Genomic DNA, 17285 nt, shown 5'->3' with positions numbered 1-17285 from the left:
AATCATCACTCTGTAGGTGCACCGTGAACGCATGGCCGGTTCAAGACGCCAAAGCCCGTTTCAGCGAATTTCTGGACGCCTGCCTGACTGACGGGCCCCAGATGGTCACCCGCCGGGGTACAGAGGCTGCCGTGCTGGTGCCGGTGGTCCAGTGGCGACAGATGCAGCAGAACGCCAGGCCCTCGTTGAAAGACTTGTTGCTGTCGGACGAGCACAGAACCCAATGGCCGTTGCCCACACGCGGCGAGGCCCGTCGGCGTACACCACCCAGCTGGGGTTGATCCAGTGTTTCTGCTCGACACCAACGTGGTTTCGGAACTGCGTCGACCGCGCCCACATGGTGCCGTGGTGGCCTGGATGCAGGACCAACCGGACAGCCACTTGTTCGTGTCTGCGGTCACGCTGGGCGAGATACGGGCCGGGATCGAACTTACCCGGCAACAGGACGCGGCCAAGGCGAGCACCATCGAGAGCTGGCTGGATCAGGTGGAGTCCGTCTGGAATGTGCTGCCCATGAACGCGGCAGTGTTCCGGGCCTGGGCGCGCCTGATGCATGGGCGATCCGACACGCTGTATGAGGACGCGATGATCGCTGCCACGGCACAGGTGCATGGCCTGACGGTGGTCACCCGCAATGTCGGCGACTTCCGGGCCCTGGGCATGTCGCCCTTCAACCCTTTCGACACCGCGCCGCCAGCACCACACACCCGCTGACCAGGGCCCATAACACCACCGCCACCCCTGCCAGCACCTCCCCCGTGCCCTCGTGGTGCACCACCAGGCCGTCGAAATGACGGCCTTCTTCGTTGTAGGGCAGGCGCAGCAGCACCCAGGCCTGCCAGCTGGTCCAGGCGGCGGCCAGGCCGGTCAGCGCCGCCACGACCGCCAGCAAGGCCCGCAGCCAGCGGGGCCTATGGTTTTGATTGGGCATATCAATTCGACCTTGTCGATAGTTTTTGACAAACTCTCCAGCATTCCCGATGGAGCGTACCCATGACCGAGCTGATCCGCCAAGTCCGACCCATGCTGCAGGCCCTGGAAATGCCGGTGCCGCCGCACGCCCTGCGCCACACGCTGCTGGCGCTGGGCGCCGGCCTGCTGGTGATGGCCGGGCTGGCGGCGCTGAGCACCTTCTGGGCGCCCACCCGGGCCTGGTGGGACGCCGCCGATCATGGCAGCGCCATGGCCGCCGGTGTGCAGGCCTCGATGCTGGCCGCCCTTGCCACGGCGGTGGGCGCCCTGCCGGTGTTCGTGGTGCAGCGGGTGAGCAAGCTGCAGGAGTCGGCCCTGCTGGCGTTCTCGGCCGGCATCATGCTGGCGGCCTCGATCTTTGCGCTGCTGCTGCCCTCGCTGGAGGCGGGGCAGCAGCTGACCGGTGAGCGCACCGGCTCGGCCGCGCTGACCGGTCTGGGCCTGGCGCTCGGCATGGGCCTGATGCTGGCCATCGACCGTTTCACCCCGCACGAACACGCGGTGCTGCCGCCGGCGGCCCAGGGCCATGCGGGCCTGCGGGCAGGCGCCGACACCGCCGGCCGCACCTCGCGCCTGATGGTGCTGGCCATCCTGATCCACAACGTGCCCGAAGGACTGGCGGTGGGGGCCGCCTACGCAGGCATCGGCGCTGGCGATGCGGCATCGGCGGGTGCCTCCGTGGCCCTGGCCATCGGCCTGCAGAACATGCCCGAGGGTCTGATCGTGGCCATGGCCCTGCGCGCCATGGGCCAGAGCGCCGGGCGCGCCTGGGGGGTGGCCGCACTCACCGGTCTGGCCGAGCCGCTGGGCGCCATCCTGGGTCTGCTGGTGCTGGGCAGCGTGCCGGCCTTCTACCCGCTGGGCCTGGCGCTGGCGGCGGGTGCCATGCTGTTCGTCATCAGCCACGAGATCATTCCGGAGACGCACCGCAACGGCTTCGAGTCGTGGGCGTCGGTCACGCTGCTGGCCGGCTTCGTGTTCATGCTGCTGCTCGACGCCGCACTCGGCTGACACCCTTCGGGGTGCGGTGCGGGGCTACACTGCCCCGCATGACCGTTCACATCCGCTTCCTTGGCGGAACCGGTACCGTCACCGGTTCCAAATACCTGGTCGAGCACGACGGCCAGAGCCTGCTGGTCGACTGCGGGCTGTTCCAGGGCTACAAGCAGCTGCGGCTGCGCAACCGCGATCCGCTGCCGGTGATGCCCAACCGCATCGGCGCCGTCGTGCTGACCCATGCCCATCTGGACCACAGCGGTTACCTGCCGCTGCTGGCGCGCGAGGGTTTTGCCGGCAAGGTGTGGTGCACACCGGCCACCCGCGATCTGGCCGGCATCCTGCTGCCCGACAGCGGCCACATCCAGGAAGAAGACGCCGCCTTTGCCAACCGCAAGGGCTTCAGCAAGCATGCGGTGGCGCTGCCGCTCTACACCGAGGACGACGCCCTGCGCTGCCTCAAGCTGCTGCGCACGGCACCCATGCACCAGGCGTTCGAGCCGCTGAAGGGCTGGACCGCGCGGCTCCAGGGGGCCGGTCACATTCTGGGGGCGGCCAGCCTGCTGCTGGAGGTGGGCGGCCGCCGCCTGCTGTTCTCGGGCGATCTGGGCCGGCCCGACGACATGCTCATGCTGCCACCCGACCCGCCCCCGGCCGCCGACGTGGTGGTCTGCGAATCCACCTACGGCGACCGGGTGCATCCGCACGAGGACGTGCTGGCCGAACTGGCCCCGGCCCTGCAGCGGGTGAGCGCGCGCGGCGGCACCGCCGTGGTGCCGGTGTTTGCGGTCGGCCGGGCGCAGGCCCTGCTGCACGCCATCGCCCAGCTCAAGGGCCGGGGCGACCTGCCGCACAGCCTGCCGGTGTACCTCGACAGCCCGATGGCCATCCACAGCACCGAGCTGTTCGAGCGCCATCTCGGCGAGCACCGGCTCAACGCCGCCCAGTGCCGCGACATGGCCGCCGTGGCCCGCATGGCCCGCAGCGCGGAAGAATCGAAGGCCATTGCGCGGCAGCACGGCCCCAAGGTGATCCTGGCCGCCAGCGGCATGGCCACCGGCGGGCGTGTGCTGCACCACCTGGTGCAGTACCTGGGCGACCACCGCAACATGGTGCTGCTCACCGGCTACCAGGCCCCCGGCACACGGGGTGCCACGCTGGCCAGCGGCGGCGCCTTGTTGCGCATGCACGGGCAGGACATCCCGGTGCGGGCCGAGGTGGTGCAGCTGTCGTCGGCCTCCGCCCATGCCGATGCCGATCAGCTCATGGCCTGGCTGCGGGCCATGCCCGGCGCGCCCCACCGCGTGTTCGTGACCCATGGCGATCCGGGTGCCTCGGACGCCCTGCGCCAGCGCATCGAGCGCGAGCTGCGCTGGCGCGCCATGGTGCCCGAGCACGGCAGCACCTGGCTGGCCTGAACCTTTGTCCCCCTTCTGCCGTCCGACCTGCATGCACCTCCGATACCTGTCTGCCCTGATCCTGTCCGCCCCGCTGTTCGCCCTGGCCCAGACACCACCGCCACCGGCCACGCCGCCGGCGCCGGGCGAATTCGCCGCCTGCCTGAACCAGCTGCGCACGCCGGCCCGGGCGGCCGGCGTGAGCGAGGCGACCTTCGCCCGGCACACCCGCGACCTGCAACCCGACATGGGCGTGATCGACCGGCTGAACTTCCAGCCCGAGTTCCGCACCGCCGTCTGGGACTACATGGCCGGCCTGGTCGATGAAGAGCGCGTGGCCGAGGGCCGTGCGCGGCTGGCCCAGCATGCCGAGGTGCTGCAACGCGTGCAGCAGCGCTACGGTGTGGACCCGGCCACCGTGGTGGCGGTGTGGGGGGTGGAGAGCAACTTCGGCCAGAGCTTCGGCACCCTGCCGCTGGTGCGATCGCTCGGCACGCTCTCGTGCATCGGTCGGCGCCAGGCATACTTCCGCACCGAGCTGTATGCGGCCCTGCGCATCCTGCAGGCCGGCCACATTGCACCCGAGCGCTTCCAGGGTTCCTGGGCCGGTGCCTTCGGCCACACCCAGTTCATGCCCAGCACCTTCGAGCGGCTGGCCGTCGACTTCGACGGTGACCAGCGCGCCGACCTGATGGACAGCGTGCCGGACGCACTGGCCTCGACGGCCAACTTCCTGGACCGCGCAGGCTGGCAGGCGGACCAGCCCTGGGGCTTCGAGGTGAAGCTGCCGCCGGGCTTCAGCACCGCCGGCGAGGGTCGCCGCACCAAACGCAGCATGGCCGACTGGAGCGCGCGCGGCCTGCGACGGGTCGATGGCAGCGCCCTGCCCGCCAACGGCAGCGCCGGCCTCATGACACCGGCCGGACCCGGCGGCCCGGCGTTTCTGGTCACGCGGAATTTCGATGCGGTGTTCAGCTACAACGCGTCCGAAAGTTACGGCCTGGCGATTGCCCACCTGGCCGACCGGCTGCGCGGCGGCGGACCTTTCGTGACCCCGTGGCCCACCGACGATCCGGGTCTGTCGCGCGCCGAGCGCCGCGAGGTCCAGACCCTGCTGATCGCGCGCGGACACGACATCGGCACGGTGGACGGCATGCTGGGCGAGCGCAGCCGCCAGGCCATCCGCGCCGAGCAGGAACGCCTGGGCATGGAGCCCAGCGGACGCGCCGGCCAGAAGCTGCTGCGCGCCCTGCGCGGCGGCTGATGCCGGCCGGGCTCAGCGGCGGATGGCGGTGCCGCTGACGGCCACCATCATCATGCCGTTGGTCTCGCCGAGCACCTCGTAGTCGAAGTCGATGCCGATCACGCCGTCGGCCCCCAGCTCGCGGGCCGACTCGATCAGGTCTTCCACGGCCGCATCGCGCGCGCCCGAGAGCGCCTTCTCGTAGCCGCCGGCCCGACCGCCCACCACGTCGCGGATGGAGGAGAACATGTCGCGGAAGATGTTGGCGCCGATGATGGCCTCGCCATGCACCACACCCAGGTACTGCGAGGCCTCGATGCCCGGCGGGGTGGTGGTGCTCAGGAAAAAGCCGTCGTTGTTCTTCGAGAACCAGCCCATGCGTGTGCTCCTTGCGGTGGTGGAAAGGCGGTCATTCTGCGTCACCACAGCGCACGCAGGCACCCGTCATGGAGCTGCCATGCCGACTGCGCCATGGCGCGGGCCTCGGCCTCGTCGTGGGTGACCAGCAGGGCCGACATGCCGGCATCCCGGATGTGGCGCCCGAACTCCTCGCGCAACTGCACCCGCAGCGCAGCGTCGAGTGCCGAAAAGGGTTCGTCGAGCAACAGCACCCGAGGCCGGGTGATGAGCGCCCGCGCCAGCGCGACCCGCTGCTGCTCGCCGCCGGACAGCGTCCAGACCCGGCTGCGGGCGTGGTCGGCCAGACCGAAGCGCTGCAGCATCGCCCGGGCCTGTGCGCGGGCATCGGACCGGCCCAGGCCCTGCTCCACCAGCCCGAAGGCCACGTTGTCCTGCACGTCCAGGTGCGGAAACAGGGCGAAGTCCTGGAACATCAGGGCAAAGCCGCGCCGGTGCGGCGGCATGGCCGTGATGTCATGACCGTCGAAACGCACCTGCCCGCGCTCCGGCGCTTCCAGACCGGCCACGATCTTGAGCAGCGTGCTCTTGCCGCTGCCCGAGGCGCCCAGCAGCGCCACGGTGCGACCGGGCGGCACCTGCAGGCTCACGCCGGCCAGCAAGGGCCGGTGGTCCCATTGGCGGTGGATGTCGTGGATCTCAAGCATGGTCGTTGCGGAGCAGAGGGGGCGATCGGCGCTGCGGCGGGTCGATCAGCAGGAACACGGCGAGGGCCAGCAGCATCAGCAGCAGGGCCAGCACCAGGGCGGCGTCCAGGCTGGCCGCACCCGGTCGACCCAGGCGCTGGTGGATGAGCGTGGTCAGCGTCAGCCATTCGGGCCGGGACAGGAACAGCGACACCGCGAACTCGCCCAGGGCGGTGGCCGCCGCAAAGGCCATGCCCCGGCGCAAGGCCGGTGCCATCATCGGCAGCGTGACGCGCCTCCACACGCGCCAGGGCGAGGCGCCCAGGGTGGCCGCCGCCTGCGCCGGATGCACTGGCAGCTGGTCGAGCGCCGCCCCGATGGAGCGGGCCACGAACGGGTACGCCAGCAGCGCATAGGCCGCCACCAGCAGCGGCAGCGTGGCCACTGCATCGGGGTACAGCAGCAGCAGACCGAAGGCCACCGTGACGGGCGAGACGACGAAGGGCAGGTAGGCCGCGGCCCGCCAGGCCAGCCCCGGCGCGCCGGCCGCCCGCGCCGTGACCGCATGCAGCAGCCCCAGCATCGTGGCCAGCACCAGGGCCATGCCGGCAAAGCGCAGCGTGTTGCCCAACGCGGTCAGGGTGAGCGGGTCGGTCAGCACCGCCCAGCCCTGCCCCCACAGCAGGGCCTGCAGCGCCCGCAGCACGATGGCCAGCAGGGGCAGCAGGCAGACCATCGCCAGCGTCAGCAGCGCCGCCGCCAGGGCCAGCCGCTGCACCGGGCCGACCGGCCGCACCCGCGGCACGGGCCGCACGCTGCCGGGTGCCGACAGCCGCCGCTCCAGCACCGCATACGCCAGCGCCACCGACCCCGACAGCAGCAGCCCCCAGACGGCCAGGACCCCGGCCTGCCCCAAGGCCAGTTCGTGGGCCACCAGGGTGTAGATCTCCACCTCCACCGTGGCCCAGCGCTGCCCGCCCAGGATGAGTGCCAGCCCGAAACCGGCAAAGCAGTACAGGAACACCAGGCACAGGGCCGACATCAGCCATGGAGCCACCGCCGGCCACTCCACCCGCCAGAAGGCCCGCCAGGGTGTGGCGCCCAGCGAGCGGGCGGCCGCCACCCGGGTGGCGCTCACCTGTTCCAGCGCATCCACCCCGGCGCGCACCACCAGACACAGGTTGAAGAACAGGTTGCCGTAGAGCAGCAGCCAGGGGGTGTCGGTGAGGTCGATGCCCATCTCCGCCAGCGGTGCCCCGAACCAGCCGCGCGGCCCCCACAGCGCCAGCACGCCCAGGGCCGCCACCAGCGTGGGCACCACGAAGGGCAGCATGAGCAGGCGCAGCACCAGCGAGCGGCCGGCAAACTCCCAGCGCGCCAGCACCCAGGCCAGCGGCAGGCCCAGGCACAGGGCCAGTACGCAGGTGATGGCGGCCTGCGCCAGCGACCACAGCAGGCGGCCGCGCAGGAAGTCGTCCGCCCACACCGACAGCAGTTCCGGGCCCTGGGCCCAGCCCTCGGCCAGCAGCCGGGCCACAGGGGCCAGCGCCAGCAGCGCCAGAAAGCTCAGGGGAATGGCCGCGAGTGCGCCACGGGCCATGACGGCTTCACTTCAGGACCACACGGGTCCAGCGGTCCTGCCAGGTGCGCGCCTGCGCCAGGGCGCGGGCCGGCGGCGGGTTGTCGAAGCGCTCGGGCCGGGGGGCATGGCGGCGCATCACCTCCACCAGCGGGGCATCGGTCTCGGCGGGGTACATCCACATGCTGGTCTGCAGCGCCTGCTGGACCGGGGCCGAGCGCAGGAACTCGATGAAGCGGCCGGCGGCCTCGCGCACGGCCGGGTTGCCGCCCTTGACCAGGGCCACACCCTCGACCTGGCGGAACACGCCGCCGGGCAGGAACAGGCTGGCGGTGGGGGATGTGTCCAGTGGCTTGTCGGCAAAGAACACCTCGGCCGCCGGGCTGCCGGCATAGCTCACCACGATGGGCCGTGTGCCGCCGTTGCGGCTGAACTCGGTGTAATAGGCCTCGGTCCAGCCGCGCACCACCTTCACGCCGTTGGCCCGCATCCGGCCCCACCACTCGAAGGCGGCTTCCTCGCCCAGCCCCGCGATGGTGGCCTGCAGGAAAGCCTGGCCCGGGCTGGAGGTGGCCGGGTTCTGCACCACCAGCAGGTTGCGCCAGGCCGGCAGGGTCAGCTCCTGCAGCGAGGTGGGCAGCGCCCGGTTGCGCGATGCGAACCAGGCCCGGTCGATGTTGAGCGCCACATAGCCGTAGTCCACCGGCACCACGCCACCGTCGAGCGACACCGCCGAGGGGCGGCGGGCGGCCGGGCCGTCGTAGGCATCGAGCACGCCCGCGTCCAGGGCGCGCGGCAGCAGGGCGTTGTCGATGCCGAACACCACGTCGGCCAGGGGCTTGCGGCGGGTGAGGATGAGCCGGTTGAGCATCTCGCCGGCGTCACCGCCCTTGATCACCTGCAGGCTGAGGCCGGCGTCGCGTTCGAAGCCCTTGAGCAGCTCGGGCGGCAGCTCGAAGGAGTCGTGGGCGAGCAGGCGCAGCGGGGCCGGTTTCTGGGCACGGGCCGGCAGGCCGAGGGCCGGCACCAGGGCCAGCGCGGTGGAGAGCAGCGAGCGGCGTTGCATGGACGAGGGAGCAGGCGAGGGACAAAGACAAAGGCCCGCACGGGGCGGGCCTGAGGGTGTGCAACCGGTGGATCAGCCGCCGCTGTGCGGGCGCTTGCCGGGGTTCTTCTTGCTGCGGGTGGCCTTGCCACGCTCCAGGCTGATCTTCTGGCCACGGCCGGCGGTGCGGAGGGTGGTGCCGTTGACGGCCTTCGGACGCGGGGTGGCCTTGCGGTCTGCTTCGGTGACGATCTTGTTGCCCATGGCGGTGAGACATGAAAAGTTGAAAACCCCGCTATTAAGCCACAGGGCGCCATACCCGTAAGCTCGGGCCATGCGCGCGCTCCTCCTCACGTTTTCCTGGCAGGAATGGCGCCACCATCCCTGGCGAACGCTGGCGGCGGTGGTGGCAGTGATGCTGGGCGTGGCGCTGGCCTTTGCGGTGCACCTCATCAATGCCTCGGCGCTGGACGAGTTCGCCCGGGCCACCGGCCAGGTCCAGGGCCAGCCCGATGTGGCCTTGCGCGCGCGCCAGGGCCTGCTGCCCGACACCTGGCTGGACGATCTGGCGGCCCGGCCGGGGGTGGCACTGGCCAGCCCGGTGCTGGAGCTGCCGCTGCAGCTGATCGGCCCGCAGGGCCAGCGGCTGGCGGTGCGGGTGGTGGGCGTGGACGCGCTGCGGGTGGCCGGGGTCACGCCGGCCCTCATGCCGCAGCTGGCCGACGATGCCGGGCGGCTGGATCTGTTCGCACCCGATGCGGTGTTCGCCAACCCGGCAGCGCAGCGGGTGATCGACGGCTGGGCCGGCGCCCTGCAGCTGCAGCAGGGGCTGGATCGGCGGCCGGTGCGACGCGTGGGGCATGTGGGCGCCCCGGGCGCGCCCCTGCTGGTGATGGACATTGCGGCGCTGCAGGACCTGGCCGGCCAGGGCGGGTGGCTCAGCCGCATCGACCTGCGCCTGCAGGCCGGCCAGACCGTCAACGGGGTGATGCCCCCGGCCGACCTGCCACCCAACCTGCTGCTCGAAGCCCCTGCGGCGGTCAGCGAGCGCAGCGGCCAGCTGTCGCGGGCCTACCGGGTCAACCTGACGGTGCTGGCGCTGGTGGCCCTGTTCACCGGTGCCTTTCTGGTGTTTTCGGTGCTGGCGCTGTCGGTGGCACGGCGGCAGCCCCAGCTGGCGCTGCTGGGCGTGCTGGGCCTGACCGCCCGGCAGCGCCAGACCCTGGTGATGGCCGAGGCGGCGGTGCTGGGCACGGCGGGCAGCGCTGCCGGCCTGCTGCTGGGCACCGGCCTGGCCTGGCTGGCGCTCCGGCTGGCCGGCGGCGACCTGGGCGGCGGTTACTTCAGTGGTGTGGCGCCAGCACTGCAATGGAGCGCGCCTGCGGCCCTGCTGTACGGGGTGCTGGGCCTGGTGGCGGCCCTGGTGGGGGGCTGGTGGCCGGCGCGCTCGGCCGCCGGGCTGGCACCGGCACAGGCCCTCAAGGGCCTGGGATCGACCGCACCCGCGGGCCGCTGGCGCCAGGGTCTGGCCGCCGGCCTGCTTGTGCTGGCGGTGCTGCTGGCCCTGTTGCCGCCGGTGGCCGGCATTCCGCTGGCCGCCTATGTGTCGGTGGGCCTGCTGCTGCTGGGCGGGGTGGCCGCACTGCCGGTGCTGGTGGGCCTGCTGCTGGACCGGCTGGCCCCCTGGGCCGGGCGGCATGTGCTGCCGCTGCTGGCGGTGGAACGGTCGCGCCGTCTGCGCCAGACCGCCGCGGTGGCCACCAGCGGCGTGGTGGCCAGCCTGGCCCTGTCGGTGGCACTCACCGTGATGGTGGCGAGCTTCCGCGACTCGGTCACCCGCTGGCTCGACACCCTGCTGCCCGCCCCCCTCTATGTGCGGCTGGCGGGCGGTGCCGCCGAGGGCCAGGCCCTGCCGCCCGCCCTGCTGGCCGGGGTGGGCGCCCTGCCCGCCGTGCAGCGGCTGGAGCCGCTGCGCACCCTGCCGCTGCTGATGGACCCGCAGCGCCCGGCAGTGACGCTGATCGTGCGCCCCCTGCCCGGCGCCGACCGAGCCGCAGGCACCCTGCCCATGGTCAGCGGCCCGCTGCGCGACCCCCTGCCACCGGGCACGGTGGCGGTGTATGCCAGCGAGGCCATGGTCGATCTGCACGGTGCCCGGCTGGGGGCCGATCTGCCCGCCCTGGCCTACGCCATGAGCGCCCCGGCGGCGCGCGAGGCCCGCTACCGTGTGGTGGGCATCTGGCGCGACTACGCCCGCCAGCACGGCAGCCTGGTGATCGACCGGGACGACTTCACCCGCCTGACGGGCGATGACACGGTGCACGACCTGGCCATCCATCCGGCCGAGGGCAGCACGCCCGAGGCGACGCGTGCCGCCATCGAGACGCTGGCCCGCAGCCAGGGCGCCGAGTCGTTGATCGAGTTCGCCCAGGCCTCGCAGATCCGGGCCATCTCGCTGCGCATCTTCGACCGCAGCTTCGCGGTGACCACCTGGCTGCAGATGGTGGCCATCGGCATCGGCCTGTTCGGGGTGGCGGCCAGCTTCAGTGCCCAGGTGCTGGCGCGCCAGCGCGAATTCGGCCTGCTGGCGCACCTGGGCCTGACCCGCCGCCAGATCCTGGGGGTGGTGGCGCTCGAAGGCCTGGCCTGGACCACCCTGGGCGCGCTCGCCGGCCTGCTGCTGGGACTGGCGGTGAGCGTGGTGCTGGTGCATGTGGTCAACCCGCAGAGCTTCCACTGGACCATGGACCTGGTGCTGCCCTGGCTGCGGCTGATCGCGTTGTGCGCCGCCGTGGTGCTGGCCGGCACCGCCACCGCCTGGATCGCCGGGCGGGCCGCCGCCAGCCGCGATGCGGTGCAGGCCGTCAAGCAGGACTGGTGATGCCATGAAGCGCCGCGCCCTGCTCGCCAGCCCCGCCGCCCTGCTCTGGCCAGCCGCCCAGGCCGAGCCGGGCCACCGGCCCGGGGGTGTGCTCAAGCCCCGGCCCCTGGTCTTCCCGCGCGACCACGGCAGCCACAACAGCACCCGCACCGAGTGGTGGTACATGACCGGCCGGGCCAGCGCCACCGGGGGGCGGGTGCTGGGCTTCCAGCTCACCTTCTTCCGCAGCCGGGTCGACCCGGCCTTGCCGCTGCGCAGCCGGCTGGCCGCGCGCCACCTGCTGTTCGCGCATGCCGCCATCACCGACGTGGCCTCGGGACGGCTGCTGCACGACGAACGCATCGCGCGCTGGAACGGCGAGGCGCCGGGCGACGGGCCGGCGCCGGCCGCATGGGCCAGCGAGACCGACACCCAGGTGGTGCTGGGCGACTGGTTCATCCGCCGCGAGGCCGACGGGCGTTACCGCAGCCGCCTGCCCGGACGCGAACTGTCCATCGACATCGAAGCCGTGCCGCAGCAGGCCTGGCTGCTGCAGGGCGACGCCGGTTTCTCGCGCAAGGGGCCGGACCCTTCGCAGGCCAGCTTCTATGTGACCCAGCCGCATCTGGCGGTGAAAGGGCATCTGACGCTGCAGGGCCTGGAGCTGCCCGTCACCGGCACCGCCTGGCTGGACCACGAATGGAGCGAGGCCATCCTGCATCCCGATGCGGTGGGCTGGGACTGGATCGGCATGAACCTGGACAACGGCGACAGCCTGACCGCCTTCCAGCTGCGGCGGGCCGACGGCAGCGCGGTCTGGACCGGTGGCTCGGTGCGGCGCTCGGCCGACGGCAGCGATCCGCTCGGCGCGCGCAGTGCCCGGCCCGGCGAGGTGCGTTTCGAGCCGCGCCGCTACTGGACCAGCCCGCTCACCCGGGCCCGTTACCCGGTGGAATGGGCGGTGCAGTCACCGGCCGGGCGGCACACCGTGGTGGCCCTGGCCGACGCACAGGAACTCGACAGCCGTGCCAGCACCGGCACGGTGTACTGGGAAGGGCTCTCGGCCCTCAAGGACGAAGCCGGCCGCACCGTCGGGCACGGCTATCTGGAGATGACCGGCTACGCGCAGCGGCTGCGGCTCTGATCAGCCCACCGCGTCCTTGACGCACTTCTTGGTGAAGCTGGTCTTGGCCGCACCGTTGAGCTTTTTCTCGGCGGCGGCGTTGGTGCAGACGGCCGATGCGTCCTTCTCGCACTTCTTGAGGAAGCTGGTCTTGGCCGCGCCCGCCAGCTTCTTCTCGGCGGCAGCGGCGTTGCAGGTGGGGCCTTGGGCCTGGGCCGCGGTGGTCAGCAGGCCCAGGGCGGCAGCGGCGATCAGGGACTTCAGGGCGGATTGCATGGGGTTCTCCTCCGGGTTGTGGCGATGCGCCCGGCTAGGGTACACCCACCCGTACCAGAATCCATGTCGGTGAAAACACGGGCCGAACCGGCGCAGAATCGCCCGATGCCTTCCACCGCCACCAGCGAGCGCCCACGCGCCGCCACCCCCCGCTCCCTCAGCGGCCTCGTCCCCTTCCTCCGCCCCTACCGGGGCCGCATTGCGCTGGCCCTGGTGTTCCTGGTGCTGGCCGCTGCCGCCACGCTGGTGTTCCCGGTGGCCTTGCGCCAGCTGATCGATGGCGGGCTGGTCTCGGGCGACCGGGGCACAGCCGCCCTGCAGCTGCGCGGGCACTTCCTGCTGCTGTTCGGTGTGGCGGTGGCACTCGGCGTGTTTTCGGCCGCGCGCTTCTACCTGGTGAGCTGGCTGGGCGAACGCATCACCGCCGACCTGCGCAACGCCGTCTATGCCCATGTGCTGCGCCAGAGCCCGGCCTTCTTCGAGACCACCCAGACCGGCGAGGTGGTCTCGCGCCTGACCACCGACACCACGCTGGTGCAGACGGTGGTGGGCTCGTCGCTCTCGCTGGGCCTGCGCAACGGCGTCATGGGCCTGGGCGCACTCATCATGCTGGTCTGGACCAACCCCTATGTGATGCTGCAGGTGGCGCTGATCCTGCTGCTGGTGGTGGTGCCCAGCATGCTGTTCGGGCGCCGCATCCGGCGCCTTTCGCGGGCCAGCCAGGACCGGGTGGCCGACTCCAGCGCCATGGCGGTGGAGGTGCTCAATGCGGTCCCGGTGGTGCAGAGCTACACCGCCGAAGCCCGTGAATCGGAGCGCTTTGCCGGCGCCACCGAGAACGCCTTCCAGACCGCCGTGCGCCGCACCCGGGCCCGCTCGGCCCTGGTGGCTTTCATCATCATCAGCACCGCCGCCCTGCTGCTGTGGGGGCTGTACCAGGGCACGCAGGCGGTGCTGGCCGGCACCATCAGCGCCGGCCACCTGGGGCAGACGGTGGTCTACATCATCATCCTGGCCGGCGCGGTGGCGGTGCTGGGCGAGGTCTATGGCGACCTGCTGCGCGCCGCCGGCGCCAGCGAGCGGCTGATGGAGCTGCTCTCGGGCACGTCGCCGGTGCAGGAGCCGGCCGATCCGGTGAGCGTGCCGCTGCCCGGCGCCGGCAGCTCGGTGCGCTTCGAGGGGGTCGACTTCCACTACCCGTCGCGGCCGACGCAGGCCGCGATCTCGGGGCTGGACATCGCTGTCGAACCCGGCCGCACCGTGGCGCTGGTGGGACCCAGCGGCGCCGGCAAGACCACGGTGCTGGGCCTGCTGCTGCGCTACCACAACCCGGTGCGCGGCCGCATCCTCATCGACGGTGTGCCGATCGACCGCATGCGCCTGCACGACCTGCGCAGCCGCATCGGCATCGTGCCGCAGGACCCGGTCATCTTCTCGGGCAGCGCGCTGGACAACATCCGTTACGGCCGGCCCGAAGCCGGCGACGAGGAGGTGCGCGCCGCCGCCCGCGCGGCCTTCGCCGAGGAGTTCATCGAGCGGCTGCCGCAGGGCTACGACACCTTCCTCGGCGAGCGCGGCGTGCGCCTGTCGGGCGGGCAGCGCCAGCGCATCGCGATTGCGCGGGCCATGCTCAAGAACCCGCCCCTGCTGCTGCTCGACGAGGCCACCAGCGCGCTCGATGCCCAGAGCGAACGCATGGTGCAGCAGGCGCTGGATGCCGCCATGCGGGACCGCACCACGCTGGTCATCGCGCACCGGCTGGCCACGGTGCAGCGGGCCGACCGCATCGTGGTGCTCGACCAGGGGCGCGTGGTGGAACAGGGCACGCACGACGAACTGGTGGCCCGCGGGGGCGTGTACGCCGGTCTGGCGGCCCTGCAGTTCCATGCATGAAATGCATGACAGGATGGCGTAGCGGCCTTGGACAGCGCCGCGGCTGGCTCCTACAGTCCCGCAGCGCCCTGCCATCGCGGGGCGGAACCTGCAGGAACACACCATGACCGCTGCCCCCCCCGCCACACCGCACGCCAGCACCCCGGCTGCACTGACCCAGGCACTCCCCTCCTACCTCAACCCCGAGGCGCTCGGCCCCTGGGGCACCTACCTCCAGCAGGTCGACCGGGTCGCCCCCTACCTCGGCCCGCTGGGCCGCTGGGTCGACACCCTCAAGCGCCCCAAGCGCACGCTGATCGTCGACGTGCCCATCCATCTGGACGATGGCTCGGTGGCCCACTTCGAGGGCTACCGGGTGCAGCACAACACCTCTCGCGGTCCCGGCAAGGGCGGCGTGCGCTTCCACCAGGACGTGACCCTGTCCGAGGTGATGGCACTCTCGGCCTGGATGTCGATCAAGAACGCGGCCGTCAACGTGCCCTACGGCGGCGCCAAGGGCGGCATCCGCGTCGACCCTCGGCAGCTCAGCCGGGGCGAACTGGAGCGCGTGACCCGCCGCTACACCAGCGAGATCGGCATCATCATCGGCCCGACCAAGGACATCCCGGCGCCCGACGTCAACACCAACGAGCAGGTGATGGCCTGGATGATGGACACCTACTCCATGAACGAAGGCGCCACCGCCACCGGCGTGGTCACCGGCAAGCCGGTGGATCTCGGGGGCTCGCTGGGCCGCCGCGAAGCCACCGGGCGTGGCGTGTTCACCGTGGGCCAGGAAGCGGCACGCCGCATCGGCATGGAGATTGCCGGGGCGCGGGTGGCGGTGCAGGGCTTCGGCAATGTGGGCGGCGTGGCCGGCAAGCTGTTTGCCGAGGCCGGTGCCCGGGTGGTGGCGGTGCAGGACCACGGCGGCACCCTCTACCGCGAAGCCGGGCTGGACGTGCCGGCCCTGCTGGCCCATGTGGGCCGCACCGGCAGCGTGGCCGGCTTTGCGGGGGGCGAGGTGATCGCGCCCGACAGCTTCTGGGATGTGCCCTGCGACATCCTGATCCCGGCCGCACTCGAAGGCCAGATCCACGAGCGCAACGCCGGCCGCATCCAGGCCCGCATGGTGATCGAGGGCGCCAACGGCCCCACCACCCCGCAGGCCGACGACATCCTCCACGACCGGGGCGTGCTGGTGCTGCCCGACGTGATCGCCAACGCCGGCGGCGTGACGGTGAGCTATTTCGAGTGGGTGCAGGACTTCTCCAGCTTCTTCTGGAGCGAGGCCGAGATCAACGAACGGCTGGTGAAGATCATGCGCGAGGCCTTCAGCGCGGTCTGGCAGGTGGCCGAGGAAAACCGGGTCAGCCTGCGCACCGCCACCTTCATCGTGGCCTGCAAGCGCATCCTGCACGCGCGCGACCTGCGCGGCCTCTACCCCTGAAGGGCCCGGGCGGGTGTCCCGGGCGGTCTCGCCCGGGGCGGGTCATTGCAGGGTTTCCTTCAGCACCGGCAGGGCGGGCAGCGGCAGCACGTCCACGCCCTCCTCCAGCAGCTCGATCGCTTCCTGCGGTGTGGTCCGGCCCCGGATGCTGCGGCGCTCGACCTCGCCGTGGTGCATGGCCCGGGCCTGGTCGGCGAACCGCTCGCCCACGTCTTCCGATTCGGCCACCAGGCGGCGCAGCGTGGACAACATGCGGGCCTGCAAGGCCGCCAGGCCGGGGTGGGGATCGACCGGCGGGGTCTCGGGCGCCCCCACCTCGGGGACGGTCTCGTGGCGCGAGGTGCGCAGGTTCAGGCGGGGTGCCGACAGCTTCTTCTCGATGCGGGCGTCGCCGCACAGGGGGCAGGTCACCAGGCCGCGCCGGAGCTGACCGGCAAAGTCGTCTTCAGAGGCAAACCAGCCCTCGAAGCCGTGCTGGTGACCGCATTGGAGATCCAGGACCTTCATGGGGCGGGATTATCCCGCCACTCCAGCAACCATGATCCATTCATCACCTGTTGCCACCACAACAGGCCGGTGATCGTCTTGCCGTCGATCAGGCGGCCGTCGCGGCAGGCGGCCATGAGCTCGGACGGCTCGGCCAGGAACACATCCAGGAACTCGCCCTCGTCCAGCCGACGCTCGCCGCCCTGCAGGCCGCGTGCGAACCAGATGTCGATCACCTCGTCGGAGTACGCAATGGTCGGGGCGTGGCGGCCGGCAAAGGCCCATTCGCGGGCGGTGTAGCCGGTTTCCTCCTGCAGCTCGCGGCGGGCGCAGCTCAGGCTGTCCTCGTCCGGGTCGCGCTTGCCGGCAGGAAACTCCAGCATCACCTGCCCCATGGGGTGGCGGTACTGGCGCTCCATCAACAGTCGGCCGTCGTCGGCCATGGCCACCACCATCACGGCACCGGGATGCAGGACGAATTCGCGGGTGGCCTCGCGGCCGTCGGGCAGGCGCACGGTGTCGCGCACCACCCGAAGAAAGTGCCCTTTCAGCAGGGGTTCCCGCACCAGCCGCTCCTCGCGCAGGTGCCGGTCGTCCTCGGGCAGGGCCTCGCTCATGCGCGGCGGCGCATCAGGTAGCGGTAGACGAATCCGGGAAACGCCAGGGTGAGGAACAGCGAGGCCGTGGTGGCATAGAACTCCCAGCCTTGCGGCGCGATCTGCCCGGCGTTGTGTTCCAGACCCAGACCGAGCGCACCCACCACCGCGTACCAGAAGACCAGTTCCAGAAGACGGATCCAGAGCGACTTGGGGGCGCTGCGCGGGATGACCGCCAGCCAGCGGTCATTGATGAAGGGCATGTTGGCCGCGAGCAAGGCGCCCAGCAGCACCAGCCAGACGGAGGTAGTGGTGTCCATGGTGCTGTTCAGAGCCGGCCGGGGCCG

General features: G+C 71.6%; 19 protein-coding genes. 9 read left to right on the top strand and 10 right to left on the bottom strand.

The annotated features are described in order from the left end of the window. Positions 1-23: 23 nt before the first annotated feature. Positions 24-281: a type II toxin-antitoxin system Phd/YefM family antitoxin gene (locus CAP38_RS03130; protein WP_086119399.1), complete on the top strand. Its 258-nt coding sequence runs from the start codon at positions 24-26 to the stop codon at positions 279-281. A gap of 4 nt (positions 282-285) precedes the next feature. Beyond that, positions 286-714, top strand: coding sequence for a type II toxin-antitoxin system VapC family toxin (locus CAP38_RS03125; RefSeq protein WP_086119398.1), 429 nt, complete (start codon positions 286-288; stop codon positions 712-714). Here CAP38_RS03125 and CAP38_RS03120 read toward each other — a convergent pair. Then, the gene (locus CAP38_RS03120; RefSeq protein WP_143435743.1) at positions 671-931 is read right to left on the bottom strand and encodes a hypothetical protein; all 261 of its coding nucleotides are present in this window, start codon (positions 929-931) and stop codon (positions 671-673) included. The genes CAP38_RS03125 and CAP38_RS03120 overlap by 44 nt on opposite strands. 62 nt (positions 932-993) lie before the next feature. Between CAP38_RS03120 and CAP38_RS03115 the strand changes: the two genes are divergently transcribed. Genes CAP38_RS03115 through CAP38_RS03105 form a run of 3 tightly spaced genes read left to right on the top strand, consistent with a single transcriptional unit; the run spans position 994 to position 4629 of the window. Next, positions 994-1983, top strand: coding sequence for a ZIP family metal transporter (locus CAP38_RS03115; protein WP_086119396.1), 990 nt, complete (start codon positions 994-996; stop codon positions 1981-1983). Positions 1984-2021: 38 nt separating this feature from the next. After that, complete coding sequence (locus tag CAP38_RS03110) at positions 2022-3386, top strand: MBL fold metallo-hydrolase (RefSeq protein WP_086119395.1); 1365 nt, start codon at positions 2022-2024, stop codon at positions 3384-3386. A 31-nt stretch (positions 3387-3417) separates the two neighbouring features. After that, complete coding sequence (locus CAP38_RS03105) at positions 3418-4629, top strand: lytic murein transglycosylase (RefSeq protein WP_086119394.1); 1212 nt, start codon at positions 3418-3420, stop codon at positions 4627-4629. Between the two features lie 12 nt (positions 4630-4641). On the opposite strand, the gene CAP38_RS03100 is transcribed toward CAP38_RS03105, so the two are convergent. The 5 genes from CAP38_RS03100 to CAP38_RS15130 form a co-directional block, all read right to left on the bottom strand. Continuing rightward, positions 4642-4986 carry a heavy metal-binding domain-containing protein gene (locus CAP38_RS03100; protein WP_086119393.1) on the bottom strand — a complete coding sequence of 115 codons (345 nt, stop codon included), beginning with the start codon at positions 4984-4986 and terminating at the stop codon, positions 4642-4644. A gap of 41 nt (positions 4987-5027) precedes the next feature. Further along, the gene (locus tag CAP38_RS03095; RefSeq protein ID WP_086119392.1) at positions 5028-5672 is read right to left on the bottom strand and encodes an ABC transporter ATP-binding protein; all 645 of its coding nucleotides are present in this window, start codon (positions 5670-5672) and stop codon (positions 5028-5030) included. After that, positions 5665-7251 carry an iron ABC transporter permease gene (locus CAP38_RS03090; RefSeq protein ID WP_086119391.1) on the bottom strand — a complete coding sequence of 529 codons (1587 nt, stop codon included), beginning with the start codon at positions 7249-7251 and terminating at the stop codon, positions 5665-5667. Before CAP38_RS03090 ends, CAP38_RS03095 begins: the two co-directional genes overlap by 8 nt. A gap of 7 nt (positions 7252-7258) precedes the next feature. Beyond that, on the bottom strand, positions 7259-8296 hold the full coding sequence (locus tag CAP38_RS03085; protein WP_086119390.1) for a thiamine ABC transporter substrate binding subunit: 1038 nt from the start codon (positions 8294-8296) through the stop codon (positions 7259-7261). A 72-nt stretch (positions 8297-8368) separates the two neighbouring features. Further along, positions 8369-8611 carry a hypothetical protein gene (locus CAP38_RS15130; protein ID WP_143435742.1) on the bottom strand — a complete coding sequence of 81 codons (243 nt, stop codon included), beginning with the start codon at positions 8609-8611 and terminating at the stop codon, positions 8369-8371. Between CAP38_RS15130 and CAP38_RS03080 the strand changes: the two genes are divergently transcribed. Beyond that, positions 8610-11156, top strand: a complete 2547-nt coding sequence (locus tag CAP38_RS03080) for an ABC transporter permease (protein WP_086119389.1) — start codon at positions 8610-8612, stop codon at positions 11154-11156. The two genes, CAP38_RS15130 and CAP38_RS03080, sit on opposite strands and share 2 nt — an antisense overlap. A gap of 4 nt (positions 11157-11160) precedes the next feature. After that, positions 11161-12279 (top strand): lipocalin-like domain-containing protein, encoded by a 1119-nt coding sequence (locus CAP38_RS03075; protein WP_086119388.1) that lies wholly within the window; start codon positions 11161-11163, stop codon positions 12277-12279. Here the strand turns inward: CAP38_RS03075 and CAP38_RS03070 are convergent, their stop codons facing one another. Then, positions 12280-12534, bottom strand: a complete 255-nt coding sequence (locus tag CAP38_RS03070) for a PsiF family protein (RefSeq protein WP_086119387.1) — start codon at positions 12532-12534, stop codon at positions 12280-12282. Between the two features lie 105 nt (positions 12535-12639). Here CAP38_RS03070 and CAP38_RS03065 point away from each other — a divergent pair, with 105 nt between their 5' ends. Then, positions 12640-14427: an ABC transporter transmembrane domain-containing protein gene (locus tag CAP38_RS03065; RefSeq protein WP_086119386.1), complete on the top strand. Its 1788-nt coding sequence runs from the start codon at positions 12640-12642 to the stop codon at positions 14425-14427. A 103-nt stretch (positions 14428-14530) separates the two neighbouring features. Beyond that, positions 14531-15856 carry a Glu/Leu/Phe/Val dehydrogenase gene (locus tag CAP38_RS03060; protein WP_086119385.1) on the top strand — a complete coding sequence of 442 codons (1326 nt, stop codon included), beginning with the start codon at positions 14531-14533 and terminating at the stop codon, positions 15854-15856. Between the two features lie 42 nt (positions 15857-15898). Here the strand turns inward: CAP38_RS03060 and CAP38_RS03055 are convergent, their stop codons facing one another. From CAP38_RS03055 to CAP38_RS03045, 3 genes are read right to left on the bottom strand one after another with little or no spacing between them, the layout of a single operon-like run. Further along, positions 15899-16363 (bottom strand): DUF1178 family protein, encoded by a 465-nt coding sequence (locus CAP38_RS03055; protein ID WP_086119384.1) that lies wholly within the window; start codon positions 16361-16363, stop codon positions 15899-15901. Then, entirely contained in the window at positions 16360-16959 is a 600-nt protein-coding gene (locus tag CAP38_RS03050; protein WP_086119383.1) for an NUDIX domain-containing protein, read from the bottom strand. The genes CAP38_RS03055 and CAP38_RS03050 overlap by 4 nt, the downstream gene beginning before the upstream one ends. Further along, positions 16956-17258 carry a DUF2818 family protein gene (locus CAP38_RS03045; RefSeq protein ID WP_086119382.1) on the bottom strand — a complete coding sequence of 101 codons (303 nt, stop codon included), beginning with the start codon at positions 17256-17258 and terminating at the stop codon, positions 16956-16958. The genes CAP38_RS03050 and CAP38_RS03045 overlap by 4 nt, the downstream gene beginning before the upstream one ends. Between the last annotated feature and the right edge of the window lie 27 nt (positions 17259-17285).

The organism is Hydrogenophaga sp. IBVHS2 (genome assembly GCF_002127215.1).
In the GTDB taxonomy this organism is placed as follows: domain Bacteria; phylum Pseudomonadota; class Gammaproteobacteria; order Burkholderiales; family Burkholderiaceae_C; genus Hydrogenophaga.
This window is presented reverse-complemented; position numbering and strand designations above follow the sequence as displayed.

What these genes read in the sequence shown, in the direction of transcription:
- CAP38_RS03095 (WP_086119392.1), bottom strand. Translation starts at nt 5,672, where the DNA reads ATGCTTGAGATCCACGACATCCACCGCCAATGGGACCACCGGCCCTTG.
- CAP38_RS15130 (WP_143435742.1), bottom strand. Translation starts at nt 8,611, where the DNA reads ATGGCCCGAGCTTACGGGTATGGCGCCCTGTGGCTTAATAGCGGGGTT.
- CAP38_RS03060 (WP_086119385.1), top strand. Translation starts at nt 14,531, where the DNA reads ATGACCGCTGCCCCCCCCGCCACACCGCACGCCAGCACCCCGGCTGCA.
- CAP38_RS03100 (WP_086119393.1), bottom strand. Translation starts at nt 4,986, where the DNA reads ATGGGCTGGTTCTCGAAGAACAACGACGGCTTTTTCCTGAGCACCACC.
- CAP38_RS03090 (WP_086119391.1), bottom strand. Translation starts at nt 7,251, where the DNA reads ATGGCCCGTGGCGCACTCGCGGCCATTCCCCTGAGCTTTCTGGCGCTG.
- CAP38_RS03110 (WP_086119395.1), top strand. Translation starts at nt 2,022, where the DNA reads ATGACCGTTCACATCCGCTTCCTTGGCGGAACCGGTACCGTCACCGGT.
- CAP38_RS03115 (WP_086119396.1), top strand. Translation starts at nt 994, where the DNA reads ATGACCGAGCTGATCCGCCAAGTCCGACCCATGCTGCAGGCCCTGGAA.
- CAP38_RS03055 (WP_086119384.1), bottom strand. Translation starts at nt 16,363, where the DNA reads ATGAAGGTCCTGGATCTCCAATGCGGTCACCAGCACGGCTTCGAGGGC.
- CAP38_RS03045 (WP_086119382.1), bottom strand. Translation starts at nt 17,258, where the DNA reads ATGGACACCACTACCTCCGTCTGGCTGGTGCTGCTGGGCGCCTTGCTC.
- CAP38_RS03120 (WP_143435743.1), bottom strand. Translation starts at nt 931, where the DNA reads ATGCCCAATCAAAACCATAGGCCCCGCTGGCTGCGGGCCTTGCTGGCG.
- CAP38_RS03105 (WP_086119394.1), top strand. Translation starts at nt 3,418, where the DNA reads ATGCACCTCCGATACCTGTCTGCCCTGATCCTGTCCGCCCCGCTGTTC.
- CAP38_RS03070 (WP_086119387.1), bottom strand. Translation starts at nt 12,534, where the DNA reads ATGCAATCCGCCCTGAAGTCCCTGATCGCCGCTGCCGCCCTGGGCCTG.
- CAP38_RS03080 (WP_086119389.1), top strand. Translation starts at nt 8,610, where the DNA reads ATGCGCGCGCTCCTCCTCACGTTTTCCTGGCAGGAATGGCGCCACCAT.
- CAP38_RS03075 (WP_086119388.1), top strand. Translation starts at nt 11,161, where the DNA reads ATGAAGCGCCGCGCCCTGCTCGCCAGCCCCGCCGCCCTGCTCTGGCCA.
- CAP38_RS03050 (WP_086119383.1), bottom strand. Translation starts at nt 16,959, where the DNA reads ATGAGCGAGGCCCTGCCCGAGGACGACCGGCACCTGCGCGAGGAGCGG.
- CAP38_RS03065 (WP_086119386.1), top strand. Translation starts at nt 12,640, where the DNA reads ATGCCTTCCACCGCCACCAGCGAGCGCCCACGCGCCGCCACCCCCCGC.
- CAP38_RS03085 (WP_086119390.1), bottom strand. Translation starts at nt 8,296, where the DNA reads ATGCAACGCCGCTCGCTGCTCTCCACCGCGCTGGCCCTGGTGCCGGCC.